General features: G+C 57.4%; 22 protein-coding genes. 12 read left to right on the forward strand and 10 right to left on the reverse strand.

Translation table 11 applies throughout. The annotated features are described in order from the left end of the window. Nucleotides 1-117 precede the first annotated feature (117 nt). Nucleotides 118-858, forward strand: coding sequence for an osmolarity response regulator transcription factor OmpR (gene ompR, locus AB7M22_RS28310; RefSeq protein ID WP_007903084.1), 741 nt, complete (start codon nucleotides 118-120; stop codon nucleotides 856-858). Between the two features lie 114 nt (nucleotides 859-972). Then, nucleotides 973-2,286: an ATP-binding protein gene (locus AB7M22_RS28315; RefSeq protein ID WP_008005187.1), complete on the forward strand. Its 1,314-nt coding sequence runs from the start codon at nucleotides 973-975 to the stop codon at nucleotides 2,284-2,286. A gap of 155 nt (nucleotides 2,287-2,441) precedes the next feature. Here the strand turns inward: AB7M22_RS28315 and rimK are convergent, their stop codons facing one another. Together rimK and rimB are read right to left on the reverse strand one after the other, a co-directional pair. Beyond that, on the reverse strand, nucleotides 2,442-3,347 hold the full coding sequence (gene rimK, locus AB7M22_RS28320; protein WP_008005189.1) for a 30S ribosomal protein S6--L-glutamate ligase: 906 nt from the start codon (nucleotides 3,345-3,347) through the stop codon (nucleotides 2,442-2,444). Further along, entirely contained in the window at nucleotides 3,344-3,823 is a 480-nt protein-coding gene (gene rimB / locus AB7M22_RS28325; RefSeq protein ID WP_008005191.1) for a retropepsin-like aspartic endopeptidase RimB, read from the reverse strand. Before rimB ends, rimK begins: the two co-directional genes overlap by 4 nt. A 214-nt stretch (nucleotides 3,824-4,037) precedes the next feature. Here rimB and AB7M22_RS28330 point away from each other — a divergent pair, with 214 nt between their 5' ends. The 3 genes from AB7M22_RS28330 (at nucleotide 4,038) to AB7M22_RS28340 (ending at nucleotide 7,294) form a co-directional block, all read left to right on the forward strand. Beyond that, complete coding sequence (locus AB7M22_RS28330; RefSeq protein ID WP_007903079.1) at nucleotides 4,038-4,445, forward strand: RNA-binding S4 domain-containing protein; 408 nt, start codon at nucleotides 4,038-4,040, stop codon at nucleotides 4,443-4,445. Nucleotides 4,446-4,670: 225 nt separating this feature from the next. Then, nucleotides 4,671-5,573 carry an Hsp33 family molecular chaperone HslO gene (hslO, locus tag AB7M22_RS28335; protein WP_454188471.1) on the forward strand — a complete coding sequence of 301 codons (903 nt, stop codon included), beginning with the start codon at nucleotides 4,671-4,673 and terminating at the stop codon, nucleotides 5,571-5,573. A 179-nt stretch (nucleotides 5,574-5,752) separates the two neighbouring features. Then, a complete protein-coding gene (locus AB7M22_RS28340; RefSeq protein WP_454188472.1) occupies nucleotides 5,753-7,294 on the forward strand; it encodes a phosphoenolpyruvate carboxykinase in 1,542 nt (513 codons plus the stop codon). A gap of 129 nt (nucleotides 7,295-7,423) precedes the next feature. Here the strand turns inward: AB7M22_RS28340 and AB7M22_RS28345 are convergent, their stop codons facing one another. Then, the gene (locus AB7M22_RS28345; protein ID WP_454188473.1) at nucleotides 7,424-7,789 is read right to left on the reverse strand and encodes a DUF1493 family protein; all 366 of its coding nucleotides are present in this window, start codon (nucleotides 7,787-7,789) and stop codon (nucleotides 7,424-7,426) included. 206 nt (nucleotides 7,790-7,995) lie between these two features. On the opposite strand from AB7M22_RS28345, the gene AB7M22_RS28350 reads away from it, so the two are divergent. The 3 genes from AB7M22_RS28350 to AB7M22_RS28360 all read left to right on the forward strand — a co-directional run bounded on the left by AB7M22_RS28350 (nucleotide 7,996) and on the right by AB7M22_RS28360 (nucleotide 9,854). Beyond that, the gene (locus AB7M22_RS28350) at nucleotides 7,996-9,204 is read left to right on the forward strand and encodes a colicin E3/pyocin S6 family cytotoxin (RefSeq protein ID WP_454188474.1); all 1,209 of its coding nucleotides are present in this window, start codon (nucleotides 7,996-7,998) and stop codon (nucleotides 9,202-9,204) included. Continuing rightward, nucleotides 9,201-9,428: a DUF7683 domain-containing protein gene (locus AB7M22_RS28355; protein WP_008005204.1), complete on the forward strand. Its 228-nt coding sequence runs from the start codon at nucleotides 9,201-9,203 to the stop codon at nucleotides 9,426-9,428. The genes AB7M22_RS28350 and AB7M22_RS28355 overlap by 4 nt, the downstream gene beginning before the upstream one ends. 81 nt (nucleotides 9,429-9,509) lie before the next feature. Next, on the forward strand, nucleotides 9,510-9,854 hold the full coding sequence (locus tag AB7M22_RS28360; RefSeq protein WP_454188475.1) for a DUF7683 domain-containing protein: 345 nt from the start codon (nucleotides 9,510-9,512) through the stop codon (nucleotides 9,852-9,854). Here AB7M22_RS28360 and AB7M22_RS28365 read toward each other — a convergent pair. The 5 genes from AB7M22_RS28365 to AB7M22_RS28385 all read right to left on the reverse strand — a co-directional run bounded on the left by AB7M22_RS28365 (nucleotide 9,768) and on the right by AB7M22_RS28385 (nucleotide 12,481). After that, entirely contained in the window at nucleotides 9,768-9,950 is a 183-nt protein-coding gene (locus tag AB7M22_RS28365) for a YhfG family protein (RefSeq protein ID WP_454188868.1), read from the reverse strand. The genes AB7M22_RS28360 and AB7M22_RS28365 overlap by 87 nt on opposite strands. A gap of 127 nt (nucleotides 9,951-10,077) precedes the next feature. Then, on the reverse strand, nucleotides 10,078-10,374 hold the full coding sequence (locus AB7M22_RS28370; RefSeq protein WP_454188476.1) for a hypothetical protein: 297 nt from the start codon (nucleotides 10,372-10,374) through the stop codon (nucleotides 10,078-10,080). Nucleotides 10,375-10,702: 328 nt separating this feature from the next. Continuing rightward, the gene (locus AB7M22_RS28375) at nucleotides 10,703-10,885 is read right to left on the reverse strand and encodes an antitoxin PaaA2 family protein (protein ID WP_454188477.1); all 183 of its coding nucleotides are present in this window, start codon (nucleotides 10,883-10,885) and stop codon (nucleotides 10,703-10,705) included. Nucleotides 10,886-10,961: 76 nt separating this feature from the next. Beyond that, complete coding sequence (locus AB7M22_RS28380; RefSeq protein ID WP_454188478.1) at nucleotides 10,962-12,089, reverse strand: hypothetical protein; 1,128 nt, start codon at nucleotides 12,087-12,089, stop codon at nucleotides 10,962-10,964. Between the two features lie 113 nt (nucleotides 12,090-12,202). Then, nucleotides 12,203-12,481: a hypothetical protein gene (locus tag AB7M22_RS28385; RefSeq protein WP_008005212.1), complete on the reverse strand. Its 279-nt coding sequence runs from the start codon at nucleotides 12,479-12,481 to the stop codon at nucleotides 12,203-12,205. A 311-nt stretch (nucleotides 12,482-12,792) separates the two neighbouring features. Between AB7M22_RS28385 and AB7M22_RS28390 the strand changes: the two genes are divergently transcribed. Further along, nucleotides 12,793-13,296 (forward strand): polysaccharide deacetylase, encoded by a 504-nt coding sequence (locus AB7M22_RS28390; RefSeq protein WP_454188479.1) that lies wholly within the window; start codon nucleotides 12,793-12,795, stop codon nucleotides 13,294-13,296. Between the two features lie 276 nt (nucleotides 13,297-13,572). Then, nucleotides 13,573-15,507: a RecQ family ATP-dependent DNA helicase gene (locus tag AB7M22_RS28395; RefSeq protein WP_454188480.1), complete on the forward strand. Its 1,935-nt coding sequence runs from the start codon at nucleotides 13,573-13,575 to the stop codon at nucleotides 15,505-15,507. 24 nt (nucleotides 15,508-15,531) lie between these two features. Here the strand turns inward: AB7M22_RS28395 and AB7M22_RS28400 are convergent, their stop codons facing one another. Beyond that, nucleotides 15,532-17,034 (reverse strand): Fic family protein, encoded by a 1,503-nt coding sequence (locus AB7M22_RS28400; protein ID WP_454188481.1) that lies wholly within the window; start codon nucleotides 17,032-17,034, stop codon nucleotides 15,532-15,534. A 308-nt stretch (nucleotides 17,035-17,342) separates the two neighbouring features. Between AB7M22_RS28400 and AB7M22_RS28405 the strand changes: the two genes are divergently transcribed. Then, the gene (locus AB7M22_RS28405) at nucleotides 17,343-18,569 is read left to right on the forward strand and encodes a 3-hydroxyacyl-CoA dehydrogenase NAD-binding domain-containing protein (RefSeq protein WP_454188482.1); all 1,227 of its coding nucleotides are present in this window, start codon (nucleotides 17,343-17,345) and stop codon (nucleotides 18,567-18,569) included. A gap of 177 nt (nucleotides 18,570-18,746) precedes the next feature. Beyond that, nucleotides 18,747-19,178 carry an acyl-CoA thioesterase gene (locus AB7M22_RS28410; protein ID WP_007903048.1) on the forward strand — a complete coding sequence of 144 codons (432 nt, stop codon included), beginning with the start codon at nucleotides 18,747-18,749 and terminating at the stop codon, nucleotides 19,176-19,178. 69 nt (nucleotides 19,179-19,247) lie between these two features. Here AB7M22_RS28410 and AB7M22_RS28415 read toward each other — a convergent pair whose 3' ends face one another. Further along, nucleotides 19,248-19,736 (reverse strand): glycine zipper domain-containing protein, encoded by a 489-nt coding sequence (locus AB7M22_RS28415; RefSeq protein WP_454188483.1) that lies wholly within the window; start codon nucleotides 19,734-19,736, stop codon nucleotides 19,248-19,250. Between the last annotated feature and the right edge of the window lie 268 nt (nucleotides 19,737-20,004).

Below are 20,004 nucleotides of genomic sequence, written 5' to 3' on the forward strand. Positions count from 1 at the left end.
GGGTTGTAGGCACAATGCCCGGTTTTCTGGCGGTGAAGGAAAAATCTGCTAACAATGCACACGGTGCGTATAACGGCAGCTACGCCATAATGCGCGCCGAGATCAAAGGAGCATCCAATGAGCAGCACTGCAAACATTGCTGAAGGCGAAAAAATTCTTATTGTTGACGACGATCCTGGGCTGAGCAGCCTGCTGGAGCGCTTTTTCGTCAGCAAGGGCTACCGTGCCCGCGCCGTACCGAATACCGAACAAATGGACCGCCTGCTGGCGCGTGAGGTGTTCAACCTGGTCGTCCTCGACCTGATGCTGCCCGGCGAAGACGGCCTGACCGCTTGCCGCCGCCTGCGCACGGCGAACAATCAGATTCCGATCATCATGCTGACCGCCAAGGGCGATGAGCTTAGCCGCATCAAGGGCCTGGAACTGGGCGCCGACGATTACCTGGCCAAGCCGTTCAACCCGGACGAGCTGATGGCTCGTGTCAAAGCGGTTCTGCGGCGTCAGGCGGCACCAGTCCCGGGCGCACCGGGCAGCGAAGACGAAAGCGTGACCTTCGGTGACTACGAACTGTCCCTGGCCACCCGCGAACTGAAGCGTGGCGACGAAGTGCACATGCTCACCACCGGTGAGTTCGCGGTGCTCAAGGCGTTGGTCATGAACGCGCGTCAGCCACTGACCCGCGACAAGCTGATGAATTTGGCCCGTGGTCGCGAGTGGGATGCCCTGGAGCGTTCCATTGACGTGCAGATTTCCCGTCTGCGCAGGATGATCGAACCCGATCCATCCAAACCACGCTACATCCAGACCGTCTGGGGCGTGGGTTACGTGTTCGTTCCGGATGGCGCCGCCACGAAGTGATCGGTGATTTGTAGGCGCGGGTCTTGCGGGCAAGGGGTCAGATGACCTTTCCCGCAGACCCGTGATCCGCAATATGCGAGCATGCTCGCTCCTGCAAGTGTGTAGCGGTTACCCATGAAAACCCCTGTTTGGTTCCCCCAGAGCTTCTTCTCCCGCACCCTGTGGCTGGTGCTGATCGTCGTTCTGTTCTCCAAGGCGCTGACCCTGGTTTATCTGTTGATGAACGAAGATGTGCTGGTGGATCGCCAATACAGCCACGGCGTCGCTCTGACGCTGCGTGCCTATTGGGCCGCCGACGAAGAAAACCGCACCAGGATCGCCGATGCCGCGACCCTGATCCGGGTGGTGGGTGCCGGTGTGCCGGAAGGCGAACAGCACTGGCCCTACAGCGAGATCTACCAGCGACAGATGCAGGCCGAACTGGGTGCCGACACCGAAGTGCGATTACGCATGCACTCACCGCCGGCGCTGTGGGTTCGGGCACCCAGCCTGGGCGATGGCTGGCTGAAAGTGCCGCTGTACCCGCATCCGTTGCGTGGCCAGAAAATCTGGAACGTGCTCGGCTGGTTCCTCGCCATTGGCCTGCTGTCCACCGCCTCGGCGTGGATTTTCGTCAGCCAGCTCAATCAACCGCTCAAACGTCTGGTCTATGCCGCGAGGCAACTCGGTCAGGGCCGCAGCGTGCGCCTGCCGATCAGTGATACACCGAGCGAGATGACCGAGGTTTATCGCGCCTTCAACCAGATGGCTGAAGACGTCGAACAGGCCGGGCGCGAACGGGAACTGATGCTGGCCGGGGTGTCTCACGACCTGCGCACGCCACTGACCCGTTTGCGGCTATCCCTCGAACTGATGGGCGACCACAGTGACCTGACGGACGACATGATCCGCGACATCGAAGACATGGACGCGATTCTCGACCAGTTCCTGGCGTTCATTCGTGACGGACGTGACGAGTCGGTGGAAGAAGTGGACCTGAGCGATCTGGTTCGCGAAGTCGCCGCGCCGTACAACCAGAACGAAGAGAAAGTGCACTTGCGCCTGGAGCCGATCCAGCCGTTCCCGTTGCGTCGGGTGTCGATGAAGCGGCTGCTGAACAACCTGATCGGCAATGCCTTGCATCACGCTGGCAGCGGCGTCGAAGTGGCGGCTTATGTGTCCGGGGATACCAGTGCGCCGTATGTGGTGCTGAGCGTCATGGACCGTGGCGCGGGGATCGATCCGTCGGAGCTGGAGGCGATCTTCAACCCGTTCACCCGTGGCGATCGGGCCCGGGGAGGGAAGGGGACCGGGTTGGGGTTGGCGATCGTGAAGCGGATCGCTTCGATGCATGGCGGCAATGTCGAGTTGCGCAATCGGTCCGGTGGTGGGCTTGAAGCGCGGGTGCGGTTGCCGTTGGGGTTGATGTTGCCGAGGGATGCCGTCTAACCGCCGGCATCTTCTGTGTTGCTGATGGCCCCTTCGCGGGCAAGCCCGCTCCCACAGTGGTTATGTGTTGACCAGACTTTTGCGGCCAACCAATAACCCTGTGGGAGCGGGCTTGCCCGCGAAGGCGGCCTTCCAGCCGCCATAAATTTCAGGGTTTAACCCTTGCCTTTGGTCCGCGTCATATTCGGCCCGCCATTCTTCTCCAGATGCTCGATGATGATCCCCGCCACGTTCTTCCCGGTGGTGGTTTCAATCCCTTCAAGCCCCGGCGACGAATTCACTTCCATCACCAGCGGCCCATGGTTGGAGCGCAGGATGTCCACCCCCGCCACCGCCAACCCCATGACCTTCGCCGCACGCAACGCGGTCATGCGTTCTTCCGGCGTGATCTTGATCAGGCTCGCACTGCCACCGCGATGCAGGTTGGAGCGAAACTCCCCCGGCTTGGCCTGACGCTTCATCGCCGCGATCACCTTGTCGCCGACCACGAAGCAACGAATGTCCGCGCCGCCAGCTTCCTTGATGTATTCCTGAACCATGATGTTTTGCTTCAGGCCCATGAAGGCCTCGATCACCGATTCCGCCGCCGTGGCCGTTTCACACAGCACCACACCGATGCCCTGAGTGCCTTCCAGCACCTTGATCACCAGCGGTGCGCCGTTGACCATCTCGATCAAGTCAGGAATGTCATCCGGGGAGTGGGCAAAACCGGTGACCGGCAAACCGATCCCCCGGCGCGACAGCAGTTGCAGCGACCGCAGCTTGTCTCGCGAACGGGCGATGGCTACCGATTCGTTGAGCGGAAACACCCCCATCATTTCGAACTGGCGCAGCACCGCGCAGCCATAAAACGTTACCGAAGCGCCAATCCGCGGGATCACTGCATCGAAACCCTCCAGCGGTTTGCCACGGTAGTGGATCTGCGGCTTGTGGCTGGCAATGTTCATGTAGGCGCGCAAGGTATCGATCACCACCATTTCATGGCCACGCTCCATACCGGCTTCGACCAGACGACGGGTGGAATACAGACGCGGGTTCCGCGACAGCACAGCGATCTTCATGCAACACCTGTGGAGAAGGTAGATACCGGGAACACCGGCTTGTCTTGTACATACTTAATGCCCGGATTGACCACCAACTGGCCGTCGATCAGGGCTTTGGAACCGAGTAACAGGCGATAACGCATGGACTTGCGGCAGGCGAGGGTGAACTCGACCCGCCAGACCCGATCACCGAGGGCCAGGGTGGTGCTGACCACATAGCGCATCTGCGCATGGCCATTGGAGCTTTTAATGGTTTTCCTCGTTACCAGCGGGGCTTCGCAGCGCCGGTGCCGCAGTTGCACCACCGTGCCCAGGTGCGCGGTAAAGCGCACCCACTGTTCCCCATCGCGCTCGAACGGCTCGATATCGGTGGCGTGCAGGCTGGAGGTGCTGGCGCCGGTGTCGATTTTTGCCCGAAGGCCCGCGACTCCCAAATCCGGGAGCGCCACCCACTCGCGCAGACCGACAACGGTCAAATGGTCAAATGTCTTCAAAAGTGCTCAACCGGCAAAAACCGCTCAGGCCGCGTGCGGCCGAATTCGCGGTATTCACGCAGAATAATGGGTAAAAGGCGACAGATATCTACGGCCCGGATTTCCATCCCTCAATGTGCGGGGGAATGCCTGCATTCTAATCCACAGCGTGATGATTCATGGCACGACAGAAACGGTAGTACAGTTCATCGATATTTCAGAATGAGGTCATCCAATGGCACAAAAAAGCGAAGAGGACGACAAGGTCCGTCTCGATAAATGGTTGTGGGCCGCGCGTTTTTATAAAACACGTGCCTTGGCCAAGGCCGCGATTGAAAGCGGCAAGGTGCATTGCCGGGGCGAGCGCTGCAAGCCAGGCAAGGAGCCGAGGGTCGGCGATGAGTTTCAGATTCGCACCGGCTTCGAGGAGCGCACGGTGGTGGTCCAGGCGCTGTCGATCGTGCGTCGTGGCGCGCCGGAGGCTCAGGCGCTGTATGCCGAAACCGAAGCCAGCATCGCCAAACGTGAAGCGGCTGCGGCCATGCGCAAGGCCGGGGCGTTGGGCGTGAGCACCGATGGCAAACCAAGCAAGAAGCAGCGCCGGGATCTGTTCAAGTTTCGCGGTAATAGCAACGACGAGTAGTGATCGCCGTCGGGCGCAGACTTGCAATCGCGCACCTGTGCAGCCATATGGGTGTACTCGACAGCGGCAAAGTGAAAATGCCGTTCGTCGAAAACCGAGGTTTGACCTTGCTTGGAACAACCCCGGATTGTTCATAAAATGCCCTTACGGCTGAACTTTTTCCGCCCAAAAATGCGGAAATGACGCGATTTTCATTTTTTGTCACCCTTTCAGATACCCAGACCTATGACCAATCTATCGGATAACGACTACACCCAACGCTTCATCTTCGATGACAGCGACACCCGCGGCGAGCTGGTTGGGTTGGAGCGTAGCTATGCCGAAGTCCTCGCCAAACACGCCTATCCGGAGCCGGTCGCGCAATTGCTGGGCGAGCTGATGGCGGCGGCAGCGTTGCTGGTTGGCACCTTGAAGTTCGATGGCTTGCTGATTCTTCAGGCCCGTTCCGAAGGCCCGGTGCCATTGCTGATGATCGAGTGCTCCAGCGAGCGTGAAATCCGTGGCCTGGCTCGTTACGAAGCCGACCAGATCGCCCCCGACGCGACCCTCGCCGACTTGATGCCCAATGGCGTGCTGGCGCTGACCGTCGACCCGACTCAGGGCCAACGCTACCAAGGCATCGTCGACCTCGACGGCGCGACCCTGTCGGAGTGCTTTACCAATTACTTCGTCATGTCTCAACAGACCAATACCCGCTTCTGGCTCTACGCCGATGGCCGTCGTGCCCGTGGCCTGTTGCTGCAGCAATTGCCTGCCGACCGTCTGAAAGACGAAGAAGAACGCGCCGCCAGCTGGCAGCACATCACCGCCCTGGCCAGTACCCTGACGGCCGATGAATTGCTGAGCCTGGACAACGAAACCGTGCTCCATCGTCTCTACCATGAAGAGCAAGTACGCCTGTTCGATGTGCAGAAACTACGTTTCCGTTGCAGTTGCTCCCGGGAACGCTCGAGCAATGCGCTGGTCAGTTTGGGTCTGGAAGATGCTCAGAAGCTGGTCGTCGAACATGGCGGCCGCATCGAGATCGATTGTCAGTTTTGCAACGAACGTTACCTGTTCGACGCGGCCGATATCACCCAATTGTTTGCGGGTGCAGGGGTCGATACGCCGTCAGATACCCGTCACTAAAACGTTTCAGTGCAGGTAAATTCACTGCTTAACGCCGGAATAACGCCGTTCTGACGGGAGGGCCCTACACTTTTTGGGCTTTTCTGGCATAATCCGGCCCACTTTTTTCGCGGTAGTAGTGCACGACTTTCTACTACAAAACGTTTGGAGCACTCGGCCACTGGCCGACGGGGAACCTCATGACGCAAGCCAATAACGCCGTGTACACCGATCTGAGTGTTGATGATCTGGTTAAAGAAGCCCTGAAGCGCGGTGAAGGCGAGCTTGCCGATACCGGCGCGCTGGTTGTTCGCACCGGTCACCGTACCGGCCGTTCGCCAGTCGATCGTTTCATCGTTGAAGAGCCGACCACCCAGGACGCCATCGCCTGGGGCCCGATCAACCGCAAGTTTCCGGCCGACAAGTTCGATGCCCTGTGGGCTCGCGTCGAGGCCTTCAACAACGCGCAAGAGCATTTCGTTTCCCACGTGCATGTAGGTGCTGCCGAAGAGCATTACCTGGCCGTGAAGATGACCACCCAGACTGCCTGGCAGAACCTGTTCGGTCGTTGCCTGTTCATCAACCCGGCCCAGTACAACCCGGCTGGTCGTGAAGAGTGGCAAGTCCTCAACGTTGCCAACTTCGAATGCGTGCCAGAGCGTGACGGCACCAACTCCGATGGCTGCGTGATCCTCAACTTCGCCCAGAAGAAAGTGCTGATCGCCGGCATGCGCTACGCCGGTGAAATGAAGAAAGCCATGTTCTCGGTGCAGAACTTCCTGCTGCCGGCCGCTGATGTGCTGCCAATGCACTGCGCTGCCAACATCGGTGAAGCAGGCGACGTGACCCTGTTCTTCGGTCTGTCCGGTACCGGTAAAACCACCCTGTCCGCCGACGAAAGCCGTTACCTGATCGGTGACGACGAACACGGCTGGGGCGAGGGCGTGGTGTTCAACATCGAAGGCGGTTGCTATGCCAAGTGCATCGACCTGTCCGAGAAGAACGAGCCGGTCATCTGGAAAGCCATCAAGCACGGCGCAGTCCTGGAGAACGTCGTTATCGATGACGCCAAGCACGCCGACTACGCCGACGTCAGCCTGACCCAGAACAGCCGCGCTGCCTATCCGCTGGAGCACGTTGCCAAGCGTTCCGAGAAAAACCTCGGTGGCGAGCCGAACGCTGTGATCTTCCTGACCTGCGACCTGACCGGCGTATTGCCGCCAGTCTCGATCCTCAGCGAAGAACAAGCGGCCTACCACTTCCTGTCCGGCTACACCGCTCTGGTGGGCTCGACCGAAATGGGTTCCGGCAGCGGCATCAAGTCGACCTTCTCCACCTGCTTCGGCGCACCGTTCTTCCCGCGCCCGGCCGGCGAATACGCAGAACTGCTGATCAAGCGTATCCGCGGCTTCGGCTCCAAGGTCTACCTGGTCAACACCGGCTGGACCGGCGGCGGCTACGGCGTCGGCAAACGCTTCAACATCCCGACCACTCGTGGCGTGATCGCAGCAATCCAGAGCGGTGCTCTGATCGGTGCTAAGACTGAGCACCTGGACACCATCAACCTCGACGTGCCATTGGCCGTACCGGGCGTTGAAACTGGCCTGTTGAACCCACGTAACACCTGGGCTGACAAGGCTGCTTACGATGAAGCTGCTAAAGCGTTGGCTGGGTTGTTTGTTGAGAACTTCAAGAAGTTTGAAGTAAGCGACGCGATCAAGGCTGCTGGGCCGAAGTTGTAAGGCTTGGATTTAGCGAATGAAAAAGCCGCCCCTTGAGGGCGGCTTTTTTGTGGGCGCGATTCGGACCATCAGAAATACAACTGCCATTATTCCAGCTGAAAAAGCGTTAAACAGCCAGAATAATGCCACTTACGCGTTCGAGCACATGCCTTCCAACTCCTGCGTATCCCACCGTTGCACCTTGATCGCTCGGTAGAGCATGCCAATGGTCAGCGGCACCTTGTCACCACGCCCCTTCGCCCGACGTTTGAGAAACACATCAAACCCTTCCGGCTGAAAGTAGCGATACGCATCGTAGTCCACGAAGTCGATCCCGAACTGCTCCTCCAGCGCTTCCATCAGCTGCCGCGCATCAGCGCCATCACAGCCCAGGTCGAAGTTGATCGAGGTGGTGAGGCTGATGGTTTTGCGTTCAGGCAGGCCGAGTTCTTCGTGCAGCAGCTGCATGAGCAGGTGCATGGCGTGGTCGTCGGGGAAGTTGGGGGCGAGGTTCATGGTGCATCTTCCGTTAGGGGCATGCCGATGAGTCGGCTTGGGCCTGATTTTGCGGCAAGTTTTGAGTGGAATCATCCGCAATAGACGATGAAGAAGGATCGCACGGTAGGTTCAGATTAGCCCTACAACCGCACTTTCTAACACTCGGTAACTTCACCTGCCTCGGCATTGAGCCGGGGTTTTAGTGGTGACCGAGAGGGTGACGGATGGGCAAGGGCACACCGCAAGTGTGGCAGCACTACGATAATGATGGGGGCGGTTACCGTCGGTTACGGGACATGACCGCTACTGAACTGGCGGAGAGGGAGGCCAGGCAAAACGCCCACGAAGCCATGCTCGCCAGGCAGGACGCATTCGAAAAGAGCCGGGAAGTGGCGTTTCAGAAAAAGCGCCAGTCGCCCGCCGGTTGCGTCTTTGCCAAGTCTTGCAAGTTGCCGGACTCAATCATCGACTACACCAGCCCATCCGGGTTTGTGCCGATGGACAGTGTCGGTGAGTATGGTGAGTTCACCTTGCTGGGAGGCCGTCAGGCTGATGGCTTTGGCCGTTTGCCGCTCAAGAAGATCAGTGGTGTTTTGCCGGCGGGTATCGGCTCTTTGGCATTGGGAGGGGCAGCAATTGCTCCGGCAACGTCCTCTGTCGTGGGCACTGGCGCTGGAGTTGTCACCGCTGGTGTTGCTGCCGCTTCTTTGGTGGGGCTGGTTGCTTTGCTCGCGCCATCGAGCCTGGGTGATGGTGCGCTGTATACCGACGATCAACTCAGATCACTCAAACAAGCTCGAACACGGGTTCGTTTGCGGGTAGAGGAGCAGGCTGACGGAACTCTCAAGGGCTACGGCTACAACACCCAGAGCCGGCGTGATTGGGAAATGGTCCCTGTCGTGATGTTTGAAACGCGTGGATCGCAGCAGGTAGCTGACTTTGGCAGCGGGGTTGAGCTGATCTGGACGCCCGCAGAAAACCCGGCGGATACGTTGGGTGTCCCGGCGCTGGAAGCGGCACCGCAAGCGCCTCAGGTGTGGATTTTTCCACCGACGGATGCGGCTGACAGCATCATCGTCAGCCCGGTTTATCCGCCGGAATATCAGGATTTTATTCTGGTGTTCCCGGCGGATTCGGGTGTTCAGCCGCTTTATGTCGTGTTGAGTATTTCCGATCACAAATATCACCCGACTCCTAAAGGTGTCCTCCCCGCTTTTCCTGATCTTGTTCGCGGGCGATCAAAAACTTCCGTACAGGGAGGAGGTGGTCTACGTCCACGCTGGTTTGATCGGATGGGTAACATTTATGAGTGGGACCGGCAGCATGGTGCTTTGGAGAAATACACCAAACGTGGAAAACATCTAGGTGAGTTCGATCACGTCACAGGCGAACAGACAAAAAGTGCGGATAAGACGCGAGAGGTAGAACCATGAATTTTTCGGTGATGGGTTTTCATCCGGATAAGGATGAATTGGTATTTGAGCAGACCATTAGCTTATCGGTGGAGGACTTGACCCCCGTGATGCAATGGACGAACAGCAATGACTGCGTGGGTGTGGATTTCCGGCTCACAACAGCACAGGCGCTTGAGATTGAACGCTTGGCCTCGATGACTTTTCCTGAAGAGCTGGATCTTTATCTAACTTCTTCTGGTTGAGGGGAGAGGGGCTCTGTGGGACTAACGCAGGATTTGGTAACAGACTCCGGCGGATGGAGATCCAGTGAGGAGAACACAAAAATGAAGCACTCAGTCAGAGCGTTTTATAAAACAACGGAGCGGCTGGCATTTCGAGTTGATATTCCCTCTGAGCATTTTGAGCAGCTCAAGGAGCTCAAGGAGCTCATGGAGTGGAAGGAGCCAGACGATCCCATCTATGAGTACGAGCTATCTCACGAGCAAATAGGCAGTCTGGAGGTACTCACCGGGAAGAAATTCGACAGCCCTGACTACCTCTTTTTTTGTCTTGTAGCGCATGAAAAAGTGGGAATTTACTCGTCAGGACGGACGTTGGATTTTGTCTTGTCGGTATTTGGCAAGTGCTTCTTCTCGAGTAGGCAGCGGTTTTTCGAGGTCTGTCGGTGACGTGTCGAAGCCTGCGAGCCGCAAGCTGGCCAAGTAGTTTGAGCGGCGCATTTTTTCGTAGTGAGCTGATTTTTGTCTGAACGTTAATTCGCTCATCGCGGTTGTCTCGGGTTGCGAGTGTTCGATCATCGCCATGGGTGACGCTCTGCGTTCCAAGAGCCGAACGCGGAGCGTCCGTGGAGGCATTCCCACGCGGGAGCGTGGGAACGATCGTCACCCGGTATCAGCTTGGTGCTTTCCAGTTCAGCATGCGTTGCTGGGCAACCTTGAGCAGGTCGCAGCCGTCCTGCGTCAGCAGGTAAAGCGCGTGGGTGATGTGGGGAATGTCTTCGATGTCGCCGTGTTTGAAGCAAACGCAGTGCAGGGTTTTGAGGAGATCGCTGGAGGCTCGGATGCGCTGGAGGGCGCCTTCAAGGATGTCCTGGGGGTTGGCCTCTGTGTCGATGATCAGGGGCGGGGAATCGGTGAGGTTGGTTTGGAGTGGGCGGTAACGATCGGTGAACGGTTTCCATGAATTCATTTTGTGCAGTCTCAAATGCATCAGAAGGATTCACCGCCATCGTGACCAAGCGATGGGAGGTGGACTGTGTTCGGGTTGGTCAACCGGTGAGACCACACACATGCCGGCACGCCCGAAGGCGTCCCAAACACAGCCACCATAAAGCGTGCAGACACTTGAGGTGCCGGCAGCATACAGCGGACGCATATGTATGATCCATTCGGGTGACCAAGCCCGAGCCGCTGATTTGGCAGCGACAGTCACGACTATAGATTTGAGCTACAGGGCAGCGATAGGCGACAAGGAGTCTTCTGTTGTAGGAACGGGATGAAGCTTTGATAGGCCGTTCCTACCTATCCGGTAACTGCTTAAACACTTCGCGTTTTTCCGCCATCAAACGCCTGGCTTCTTTATCCGGAATGCTCGTCCGAGGATCATCGAGGCTGGCCTGCACCTGTTTGATAAACCATGCCTCGTAGGCCGCATTGTCGATTTGCGCTTCAAAACCGTGGTCGCGGTTTTTCTCCGTCATTCAACCTACCTCTGCATAGTTTTTAGAATTCCCGCGCCCACCGCAGGCAAGCTATCGCCCAGCGCCGCCCACCTGATCAACAAATATGCTGATACGCCGCAACATCCAGCACGCTAGTGGTCAGCCCAGTCGCCGGTGTATAGACCGTGCCTTTCACCGCCGAGAAGTTGACCCCTTTGCTGCCCAGCGAAACGTAGCGTTCGCCTTGGTCCAGTTCGGTGAAGTAGGTGTAGGAGTAGTTGTGCATCAGCCGGTACTTCGCTTCGGCGTCGACCATGGCTTTGCCGAGGCTCCCCAGATCGGCAGGGGTCAGGTTCAACGACTTGTCCAGTTGCACGCCCCAACGCTGGAGGCAGACTTCGGCAAAATGACGGACGAACCGGCCTGGCTCGGCCAGGGTTTTCGGGCCGCTGACGCCGTCGGGGGAGGCGTTGCCTGCCACGGTGGCGTGACGGCCGGGTATGGGGTAAATGTGGGTTTTGGTGCCGGTGGCAGTTTGTGGGATGACGCAGCAGAAGCCTTTCGAGCGTTCGTCCCGGGCATAGAAACCTACGTATTCTTTGACGTTGGCACCGAGTTTGACTTTGTCGTCCTGGAAGTTGCTAATGCCAGGCACCGGATCAATCGCAAAGATATTCACCGGAATGTTTTTAAGTGCGGTGTCCTTGAACATGGCGTTGGCCAGCATGTGGCAACTAATGCCGCCGCGACTCCAGCCCACCAGGTTTACTTGGGTGGGAATAACACCGTCCTTGCGGAAGGTTTTAATGATCTGTTCTTGCAACGCCTGTTGGGTCACGCTGCGATCGCCATAGTTGTATTTGCGCCAGAACCACGAGCCTTCAACTTTCACGTCTTCGATGGGGATGCCGGCCGCTTTGAGGCGGTTGTATTCCTCTTCGGTCAATTGCTCGCGCTGCCAGCTACACTGGCCTTTGATGATGTTAATCGCATGCTGGACGTTTTGCTCCCAGCCTTTGCCGAACAGTGTGCCGCTGAGACCGTACTCCTCGGACTTGGTAAAGAGATCGTCGGCTTGCAGATTACCGCTGCCGGGACCATCGACCACGATCCATTCGGCGAACTCCCTGCCAAGATGGTGGGAGGCAAGTGTCGATACCAGTTCGCCGTCCCAGTAATTTTCATTAGTGGTGTCGAATTTAGTTGAGCCAGTGCCGCAGAAGAAAATAGTTAATACAGTCATTTGTGTTGCCCTTGCTTGATATAAGAGCTGGCACGCTAGTTTGTATTGTTTCAATAGTGAAGTGATTAGTTGTTGCTGTTTTTGTGCGAGGTGTTAATTGTTGTTTGAAAGTATTATTTGATGAGTTGTTTGGCGGTTTCAAGAAGTTGGCAGCCATCCTGGGTCAGCAAGTAAAGCGCGTTGACGATATTGGGAATGTCTTTCACGTCGGCCTGTTTGAAGCACAGGCAATAGAGCGTTTCGAGCAGGTCGCTGGCGGCGCGGATGCGTTGCTGGGCGGCATCGAGAATCTCGTGCGGATTGGCTTCGGTATCGATGACCAGCACGGGGGTATCGCTGTAGTTGGTTTTGAGCGGGCGATAACGGTCGGTTAGCGAGTTGAACGTGTTCATCGAGATCAGTCCTGTGGGAAGTCGGGCAGGCTCGCCGGCGGGCCGACACAGTGTTTTCTGCCGCGTCGGAAACTATAGAGGGCGGCGACGAGGCGTCGCAATAAGACGTAAATGGACAGGTTTTGTAGGGGGTTTACCGGCGCTGTCGACCTTTGCCTACGCACGCTCCGACTATTTTTTAAGCTTTTCCTCCGAGAGGTCGATATTCCTACGGGATTGTCAGGCGTAACGCATCAAACCTCCGTAGGGTGCGCGCCAGAATTTGTAGGACGTTTCGAAACGTCTGAGTCGACTCTTAAAGGGAATTAGGTATGCAATGGCTGCGTATGGCCTCGATATTGTTGTTGTGGGCCGGTGTTTGCCGTTTCACCGGCGCTGCCGATGCGGGTAATTCGCTGATCTTCGCCAACATGGACCGCACCGGTTGGCCGGATGCCCTGACCACTCAGGCAGATGTCGACACCGCATCCCGCGCCGAGGTGTTGATGGTGGGCAAGGCACTGCTGGCCAGCGAAGCGCTGGACGAACAGGGTCTGAAACAGCGACTGGGCGTGCAGGCTGTGAAGCTCAAGTCGGTCAGGCAAGTGCGTGAGGGGTTGTGGGATCGGTTGCTGATTACCTATCGCAACGCCAGTCAGAACTGTGACGGTGAACCCTTTTGCCCCCGTGTACGAAGTGTCGCGGATTTGCGTCAGTTGGCGGCGGCGTTCACTGGCGAAATCAGCCCGGCCCATGCGGTTTGGGCGAGCAAGAGCCAGGTGTTTCATGAGCAGGCGCTGGATGAGCAACTGCGGGTGGCGGTGTTGGTGCCCTGAGTGTGTGTATGAATTTTGGAGTGACTGTGCTGGCCTCATCGCGAGCAGGCTCGCTCCCACATTAGACCGAGTCGCCAAGCAAGAACTCGGTCGACTGTGGGAGCGAGCCTGACTCGCGAAAGCGATCTGACAAACGCCCCTTTTCCTCAAGCCTTACCGTGCCCTGGTTCTATCCGCTGTATCATCCCGTATCGTTTTTGCCCCTGACCTTTTCTCGACTCGCTGCGTTCGCCGGCTAGGCTTTGGGCTTCGCAGCGGTCAATGGAGTGACAGCTTATGCACAACACCCTGGAACAGGTTTTCGGTTATCCACAGTTTCGGCCGGGTCAGGAGGCGGCGGTCAGTGCTGTGTTGGCCGGGCGCTCGGCGGCGGCGATTTTCCCTACCGGTTCGGGCAAGTCTCTTTGCTATCAATTGCCAGCCTTGTTGTTGCCGCACCTGACGCTGGTGGTCTCGCCGTTGCTGGCGTTGATGCAGGATCAGTTAGCGTTTTTGCAGCGCCACGGCATTGCGGCGGGCAGTATCGATTCGGCCCAGAGCCGCGATGACGCCAGCGATGTGATGGCCCGGGCAAAGTCCGGCGAATTGAAGATTTTGATGATTTCCGTGGAGCGCCTGAAGAACGAGCGCTTCCGCCATTTTTTGCAGCAGGTGCCGATCTCGCTGCTGGTGGTGGACGAGGCTCACTGCATCTCTGAATGGGGTCACAACTTCCGCCCCGATTACCTCAAGCTGCCGGACTACCAACGCCAGTTCAACATTCCTCAGGCCCTGCTGCTGACCGCCACCGCGACACCCAAGGTGATTGCCGACATGGAGGCCAAATTCGCCATCGCCCCCGAGGATGTGGTGACCACTGGCTTCTACCGACCCAACCTCAATCTGTTGGTGGAACCGGTACGCGGACAGGACAAGCGACGACGCCTTGTCGAGTGGATGAGCCAGCGTCCCGGCCAGCCGAGTATTGTCTACGTCACCCTGCAGAAAACCGCTGAGCACATCGCCGAACATCTGGGGCGCAATGGTATTCAGGCCGAGGCCTATCACGCCGGTTTGCCCCATGAACAACGGGAAGGGATACAAAAGCGGTTCATGGGCGGGCAGTCCAATTGCATCGTCGCCACCATTGCCTTTGGCATGGGCATCGATAAAAGCGATATCCGCAACGTGGTGCATTTCGACCTGCCTAAATCCATCGAAAACTACAGCCAGGAAATCGGTCGCGCCGGGCGTGACGGGCAGCCATCCGATTGCCTGGTGCTGGCCAACCGCGACAGCCTCAACGTGCTGGAAAACTTCGTCTACGGTGACACGCCGGAACGGGATGGCATTCGTTGCGTGCTCGAGGAGTTGCAAGCCGCTGTGCCCGAGGGGCAGTGGGAGTTTCTGCTGGGACCTTTGGCCGATCAGAGCAACATTCGCCAGTTACCGCTCAAGACCTTGCTGGTACAGCTGGAGTTGCGCGCAATAATCGCACCGCGTTATGCCTATTACGCCGAATACCGCTTCAAGTATTTGCAGGAACCCGAAGCATTGCTTGCCCGATTTGAAGGTGAGCGAAAGGACTTCGTCTCGGCGATCATCCAGACCTCCAGTCGCGCACGGACTTGGGCCACGGTGAATTTCGATGCGCTGTATGAGCAGTATTCCGCCGAGCGCAGTCGGGTGGTCAAGGCGCTGGATTACTTCCAGGAAAAGGGCTGGGTCGAGGTCGAAAGCAAGCAGATGACCGAGGTCTACTGTCTGCTGCAAGCGGACTTTGATTCCCCAACCCTGAGCACTGAATTGCACGCCTACTTCACCCAACACGAGCGCACTGAGATCGCACGGATTCACGCCATGCTCGATCTGTTTGCCACCGACCATTGCCTGGGCTATCGCCTGGCGGAATACTTCGGTGACGAAAACGCACCGAAGCAGTGCGGGCATTGTTCCGTGTGTCACGGCCACGTGGCACGGCTGCCAGCACCGCCGGAATTGCCAGCGCTTGTGGATAAAAATTTCGAGGCGCTATGTGGTGATTTTATCCACAGGCACGAGCAGCACACGGGGAGTGCTCCATCGGCAGAGCGCGTGACGCGGTTTCTGTGCGGGATCAGCGTGCCGTTGTTTACCAAGCTCAAGGCGCGGTCGATTCCGGGGTTTGCGGCGTTGGAGGATTATCCGTATGGCGACGTGCGCGACTGGTCCCTGTCGCACCTGCCAAGCTGAAGCACGGCCTCCTGCAGAGGCCGTTCAAACGTCTTCAGTAGACTCACCGTAAGCATCGGCCAATAGCGACTGAGCTTGTTGCTCAAGAAAGTCGAAGACCTCTTCCTGAATTGATCCTTGGTATTGTTTGCGACGGCCTTTGGACACGATGCCGTTTTGATCCAGGCACTGCATGACTAGCCTGGACAAAAGATTGCCTCGAACGTCGTAGTTTTCGTTTACAACCTTCACGAGAGCATCGAAGCGCTGAAGAAAATCGGTTCCCTCTCTCAGCTCTATCTCGAGGGCCCGTTTGGCCATTTCCATCGTGAACGCTACGCACTCGGTGGCATCCCAATAGCGATAGATACTGGAATCACCGATGAAGTTGAAAGTCATTGTTTCCGCATCGATCCAGCGAACATCCCAAAACTCACGAACTGGCTTTGAAAAAGACTGTAGTGCTTCCAGATAGTGTTGTTCTTCACGCTTCATAGCGACCGAAACAGGTAGCAAGAGGCCGTTTTCGAGAGCACCGCTTCGACACAGAGCCAGGTGGATCAGGAAGCGCGAAAGACGGCCATTGCCATCCATGAAGGGGTGCAGAAAGACGAAGCCAAAAGACGCGATGCCTGCGGCGACCAATGGGTCGAGTTGCTCTGGTGCTCTGTTGGCAAAGGTCATCAGCTCTTCCATCAACTCACGGCAGAGCTCGGGGGCTGGCGGCACGTAGGTCACGCCAACAGCGCCGCGAAATGAATTACTCAGGTGGTTTTGTTCGTGTCGGAATGCTGCTGCACGATCAAAGGGGTTGGATATCGCGCTGTTCTGCAGGGCGACGAGATAATCTTCCGTAAGCGGCTGGCGCTCATGTGCCTGGCGGAGCAGTTGCACAAATCGTTGCGCCTTCTGCTCACTGGGGGCTTCCTTCTCGATTGCAAACGAGTATTCGGTTTCGCTCAAATACGCCCAATTGATCGCCCGATCCATCATTTCTTTTGGAAGGGAGCCAATAAAGGCTTTTGATCGCCCAAGAATGTCATAGTCGAGTAGGGTCTGAATCTCAGCTGTGCGTTCGACTGTTGCGCAATATTGAAGTGTGCCTAGCCCATTGAAGTCGACTCGCCAGCGCGAGTTTCGGACTGATGGCCCGGTGATGTAGTTGTCCGGGTCAAATAGAAAAGTAGCGGTGCCGCGAGGGTTGTCGGGATAGTCCAGGTGCTGGTCAGTGAAAAATTCCCAGAGGAAACAAATTTTGCGCAGGTAGGCGCTACTGGGAGCCTCGGTTATGGCTTCGACCAATATTTGGCCATCAATGCGGGGGAGTGTCTGAGCCAGAATGGCGAGATTGACGCCCTCATGCTTTAGCGCAAACATGATGTGTGCGAGGTAGTCTTCTTTCGCTGGCGCAACGCTCAGCGGAACGGACAACGCACCGCCGATTTTCTCCAGGCGGGTAACTGGCTGGATGAGCGCAGGCCGTTTCACCTCGATAGCTTTTAGATCTAGCGCATCAATCAAATGGGCGTAGCCCACTCTGTTTCCCATCGCAGTTCCCCTATCTGGGTCAGATTTTTTTTACCACACCAAGATTTTTTTTAAAATCATCAAATCAGATAAGAAAATTTTAACCTGATTCAAGTTGTTGGCTAGCGCTCATTTGGGCCTGGATCACTCCTTTGTGATTCTTCCTGAGTTCTGGGTCCCCAGAGCAGATAGCGGTTGTGGGAATGGGCTTCCCGCAATGAATGGCACATCCATCCCCTGAATGTCGCTCATCACAGGAATAAATTTCAAAAAAGCCCGGCGCCTGACTATGGTGAGAACTGTCTTTGGATCGCTAACAAGAGAACAACATGAGCCAGACACCGTTCGATATTCAGCGCGCCGCCGTGATCGGTGCGGGCACCATGGGCCGTGGCATTGTCATGTGCCTGGCCAACGCCGGGGTGCCGGTGCAATGGGTCGATAACAATCCGCAGATGCTTGAGCAAGCGCTGGCCAGCGTAGCTGAGACTTACGCTCACAACGTGCGTCAGGGACGGATCGATCAGGCCGAGGCCGATGCGCGCATTGCACGGGTGACGGCGGCTGCCGATTACGCGGCGATCCGCGATGTCGATCTGGTCATCGAAGCGGTTTACGAAAACCTCGAGCTGAAGCAGAAGATCTTCCGCGAACTCGACGGCCTGCTCAAACCTGAAGCGATTCTGGCCAGCAATACCTCAGCGCTGGACATTGACGCCATCGCCGCTGCCACCCGCCGTCCGCAACAGGTCTTGGGCCTGCATTTCTTCAGCCCGGCGCACATCATGAAATTGTTGGAGATCGTGCGCGGAGCCCAGACGGCGCCGGCGGTGCTTGAAGCGGCGCTGGAGCTGGGCAAGCGCATGGGCAAGGTCAGCGTGGTGTCGGGCAACTGCCACGGTTTCATTGGCAACCGCATGCTGCATCCGTACGTGCTAGAAGCACGCAAGATGCTGCTGGAGGGCGCTTTGCCTTATCAGGTGGATGCGGCGCTGCAAGGTTTTGGTTTCGCCATGGGGCCGTTCCGCATGTACGACGTGGTCGGCATCGATCTGGAATGGCGTGCTCGGGAGCTGGCAGGCAAGGGCCAGGATGCGCCGGAAGTTCAAGTGGACAACCGCTTGTGCGAGCTTGGGCGTTTTGGTCAGAAGAGTGGCGACGGGTATTACCACTACGAACCGGGCAGTCGCCAGGCTGAGCACGATCTACAAGTCGATGCGCTGGTACTGGAAGTCAGCGAAGGGTTGGGGTTCCAGCGTCGTGAGATCGGCCCTGAAGAGGTTCTAGAGCGTTGTTTGCTGGCGCTGGTCAACGAAGGGGCGAAAATTCTTCAGGAAGGTATTGCGACGTCGGCGCAGGACATCGATCTGGTCTACCTCAACGGTTATGGCTTCCCGGCGGAGAAGGGCGGGCCGATGGCCTGGGCGGATCAGCAAGGGTTGGAAGATATTCATCTGCGGTTGTTGCAGCTTGAGACCAAGCAGGGCGATCACTGGGCGCCGGCGCGGTTGATTGGTGAACTGGCGGCAGAGGGGCGAGGGTTCGCTGACGTGTGATTTTATGGGGCGCCTGTGAAGGCCCCTTCGCGAGCAAGCCTGCTCCCACAATTCGATCTCCAGCGAACACAGATTTTGCGCACGGCTGAGATCCAATGTGGGAGCGGGCTTGCTCGCGAAGAACGATAACGCGGTTTTCGTTTTAGACTCGCTGTTCAACCCCAGGAACCAACACTGATGTCCAACCCTATGCCCCAACGCACCGACTACCCGCACTTTCAGCCCATCACCACTCGCTGGCACGACAATGACACCTACGGTCACGTCAACAACGTCACCTACTACAGCTTCTTCGACACGGCGGTGAACACCTACCTGATCGAAGTCGGTGGTCTGGATATCCATGACGGCGAAGTGGTGGGTTTTGTGGTGAGTTCGGCTTGCGACTACTTTGCCTCTATCGCTTTTCCGGACCGGATCGAGATCGGCCTGCGGGTCGGCAAGTTGGGTAATAGCTCGGTGCAATACGAGTTGGCGGTGTTCAAGGCTGGAGAAGATGAAGCCTGTGCGGCAGGGCGCTTCGTGCATGTGTTCGTGGATCGGGCGTCGAATCAACCGGTGGCGATTCCTGCCGGATTGCGCGGGGCATTGGAACGACTGGCGGTTTGAGAGGCAAAAAAAATCGCAGCCCGAGGGCTGCGATTTTTTGATCTACCGGTAAACGAGGCGATTCAAGCCTCAGTCGCGATAGCGATGGTGATGCTTGCGATGGCCATAGGCATGGCCGCGACCCGGGTGGCCACGGTAGTAGCGACGATCATCATCGTCATAACCACGACGATGGGAACGACGATCATCGTCGTCATCGCTCTTGTTGCCCATGTAGTTACCCAGCGCGCCACCGGCGCCGCCGCCGGCTGCGGAACCGATCAGGCTGCCGGTGGTGCCGCCCATGCTGCGGCCGACCACGTTACCGCCTGCTGCGCCCAGCGCACCGCCAATGGCGGCTTCGCCACGGCTGCGTTTGTCTGCGCCGACTGCGCTACCACCCGCGCCGCCCAGGGCCGCGCCAATGGTTGAACCTGTACTGCCGCCTAGCGATTGACCGACGACCGAGCCAAGAACCCCGCCCAATGCGCCGCCCACACCTGCTTCGGTGGTGCCGCCAGCAGAAGCGAAGCCACTGACCAGGCCAAGGGACAACAAGAGAATCGAGGAGAACTTCATAGAGGAACCTCAAGGGGATGACGGCGCGATCCTGAGGCTGTGTCATGGTTGTGACAATCGAAATCCGACGAGTAACACGACTTGAGCACAATTCTATAAGTTACTGTTTTTTGGGTGGAACTTAACTGTTTTTCGCCGGTCTTTAACTACTTCGCAAAGGCCGTTTTTATACAAAAACGGTCTTTTTTGTGGGCGATTGGAAAGTGCTCGTCTATGAGTTTTCAGGTCTGACGCCTTCGCGGGCAAGCCTCGCTCCTACAGAATTGTG

The sequence above is a fragment of the Pseudomonas sp. ADAK2 TE3594 genome (genome assembly GCF_053628675.1).

What these genes read in the sequence shown, in the direction of transcription:
- ompR (WP_007903084.1), top strand. Translation starts at nt 118, where the DNA reads ATGAGCAGCACTGCAAACATTGCTGAAGGCGAAAAAATTCTTATTGTT.
- AB7M22_RS28315 (WP_008005187.1), top strand. Translation starts at nt 973, where the DNA reads ATGAAAACCCCTGTTTGGTTCCCCCAGAGCTTCTTCTCCCGCACCCTG.
- rimK (WP_008005189.1), bottom strand. Translation starts at nt 3,347, where the DNA reads ATGAAGATCGCTGTGCTGTCGCGGAACCCGCGTCTGTATTCCACCCGT.
- AB7M22_RS28330 (WP_007903079.1), top strand. Translation starts at nt 4,038, where the DNA reads ATGGCACAAAAAAGCGAAGAGGACGACAAGGTCCGTCTCGATAAATGG.
- hslO (WP_454188471.1), top strand. Translation starts at nt 4,671, where the DNA reads ATGACCAATCTATCGGATAACGACTACACCCAACGCTTCATCTTCGAT.
- AB7M22_RS28340 (WP_454188472.1), top strand. Translation starts at nt 5,753, where the DNA reads ATGACGCAAGCCAATAACGCCGTGTACACCGATCTGAGTGTTGATGAT.
- AB7M22_RS28345 (WP_454188473.1), bottom strand. Translation starts at nt 7,789, where the DNA reads ATGAACCTCGCCCCCAACTTCCCCGACGACCACGCCATGCACCTGCTC.
- AB7M22_RS28350 (WP_454188474.1), top strand. Translation starts at nt 7,996, where the DNA reads ATGGGCAAGGGCACACCGCAAGTGTGGCAGCACTACGATAATGATGGG.
- AB7M22_RS28355 (WP_008005204.1), top strand. Translation starts at nt 9,201, where the DNA reads ATGAATTTTTCGGTGATGGGTTTTCATCCGGATAAGGATGAATTGGTA.
- AB7M22_RS28360 (WP_454188475.1), top strand. Translation starts at nt 9,510, where the DNA reads ATGAAGCACTCAGTCAGAGCGTTTTATAAAACAACGGAGCGGCTGGCA.
- AB7M22_RS28365 (WP_454188868.1), bottom strand. Translation starts at nt 9,950, where the DNA reads ATGAGCGAATTAACGTTCAGACAAAAATCAGCTCACTACGAAAAAATG.
- AB7M22_RS28370 (WP_454188476.1), bottom strand. Translation starts at nt 10,374, where the DNA reads ATGAATTCATGGAAACCGTTCACCGATCGTTACCGCCCACTCCAAACC.
- AB7M22_RS28375 (WP_454188477.1), bottom strand. Translation starts at nt 10,885, where the DNA reads ATGACGGAGAAAAACCGCGACCACGGTTTTGAAGCGCAAATCGACAAT.
- AB7M22_RS28380 (WP_454188478.1), bottom strand. Translation starts at nt 12,089, where the DNA reads ATGACTGTATTAACTATTTTCTTCTGCGGCACTGGCTCAACTAAATTC.
- AB7M22_RS28385 (WP_008005212.1), bottom strand. Translation starts at nt 12,481, where the DNA reads ATGAACACGTTCAACTCGCTAACCGACCGTTATCGCCCGCTCAAAACC.
- AB7M22_RS28390 (WP_454188479.1), top strand. Translation starts at nt 12,793, where the DNA reads ATGCAATGGCTGCGTATGGCCTCGATATTGTTGTTGTGGGCCGGTGTT.
- AB7M22_RS28395 (WP_454188480.1), top strand. Translation starts at nt 13,573, where the DNA reads ATGCACAACACCCTGGAACAGGTTTTCGGTTATCCACAGTTTCGGCCG.
- AB7M22_RS28400 (WP_454188481.1), bottom strand. Translation starts at nt 17,034, where the DNA reads ATGGGAAACAGAGTGGGCTACGCCCATTTGATTGATGCGCTAGATCTA.
- AB7M22_RS28405 (WP_454188482.1), top strand. Translation starts at nt 17,343, where the DNA reads ATGAGCCAGACACCGTTCGATATTCAGCGCGCCGCCGTGATCGGTGCG.
- AB7M22_RS28410 (WP_007903048.1), top strand. Translation starts at nt 18,747, where the DNA reads ATGTCCAACCCTATGCCCCAACGCACCGACTACCCGCACTTTCAGCCC.
- AB7M22_RS28415 (WP_454188483.1), bottom strand. Translation starts at nt 19,736, where the DNA reads ATGAAGTTCTCCTCGATTCTCTTGTTGTCCCTTGGCCTGGTCAGTGGC.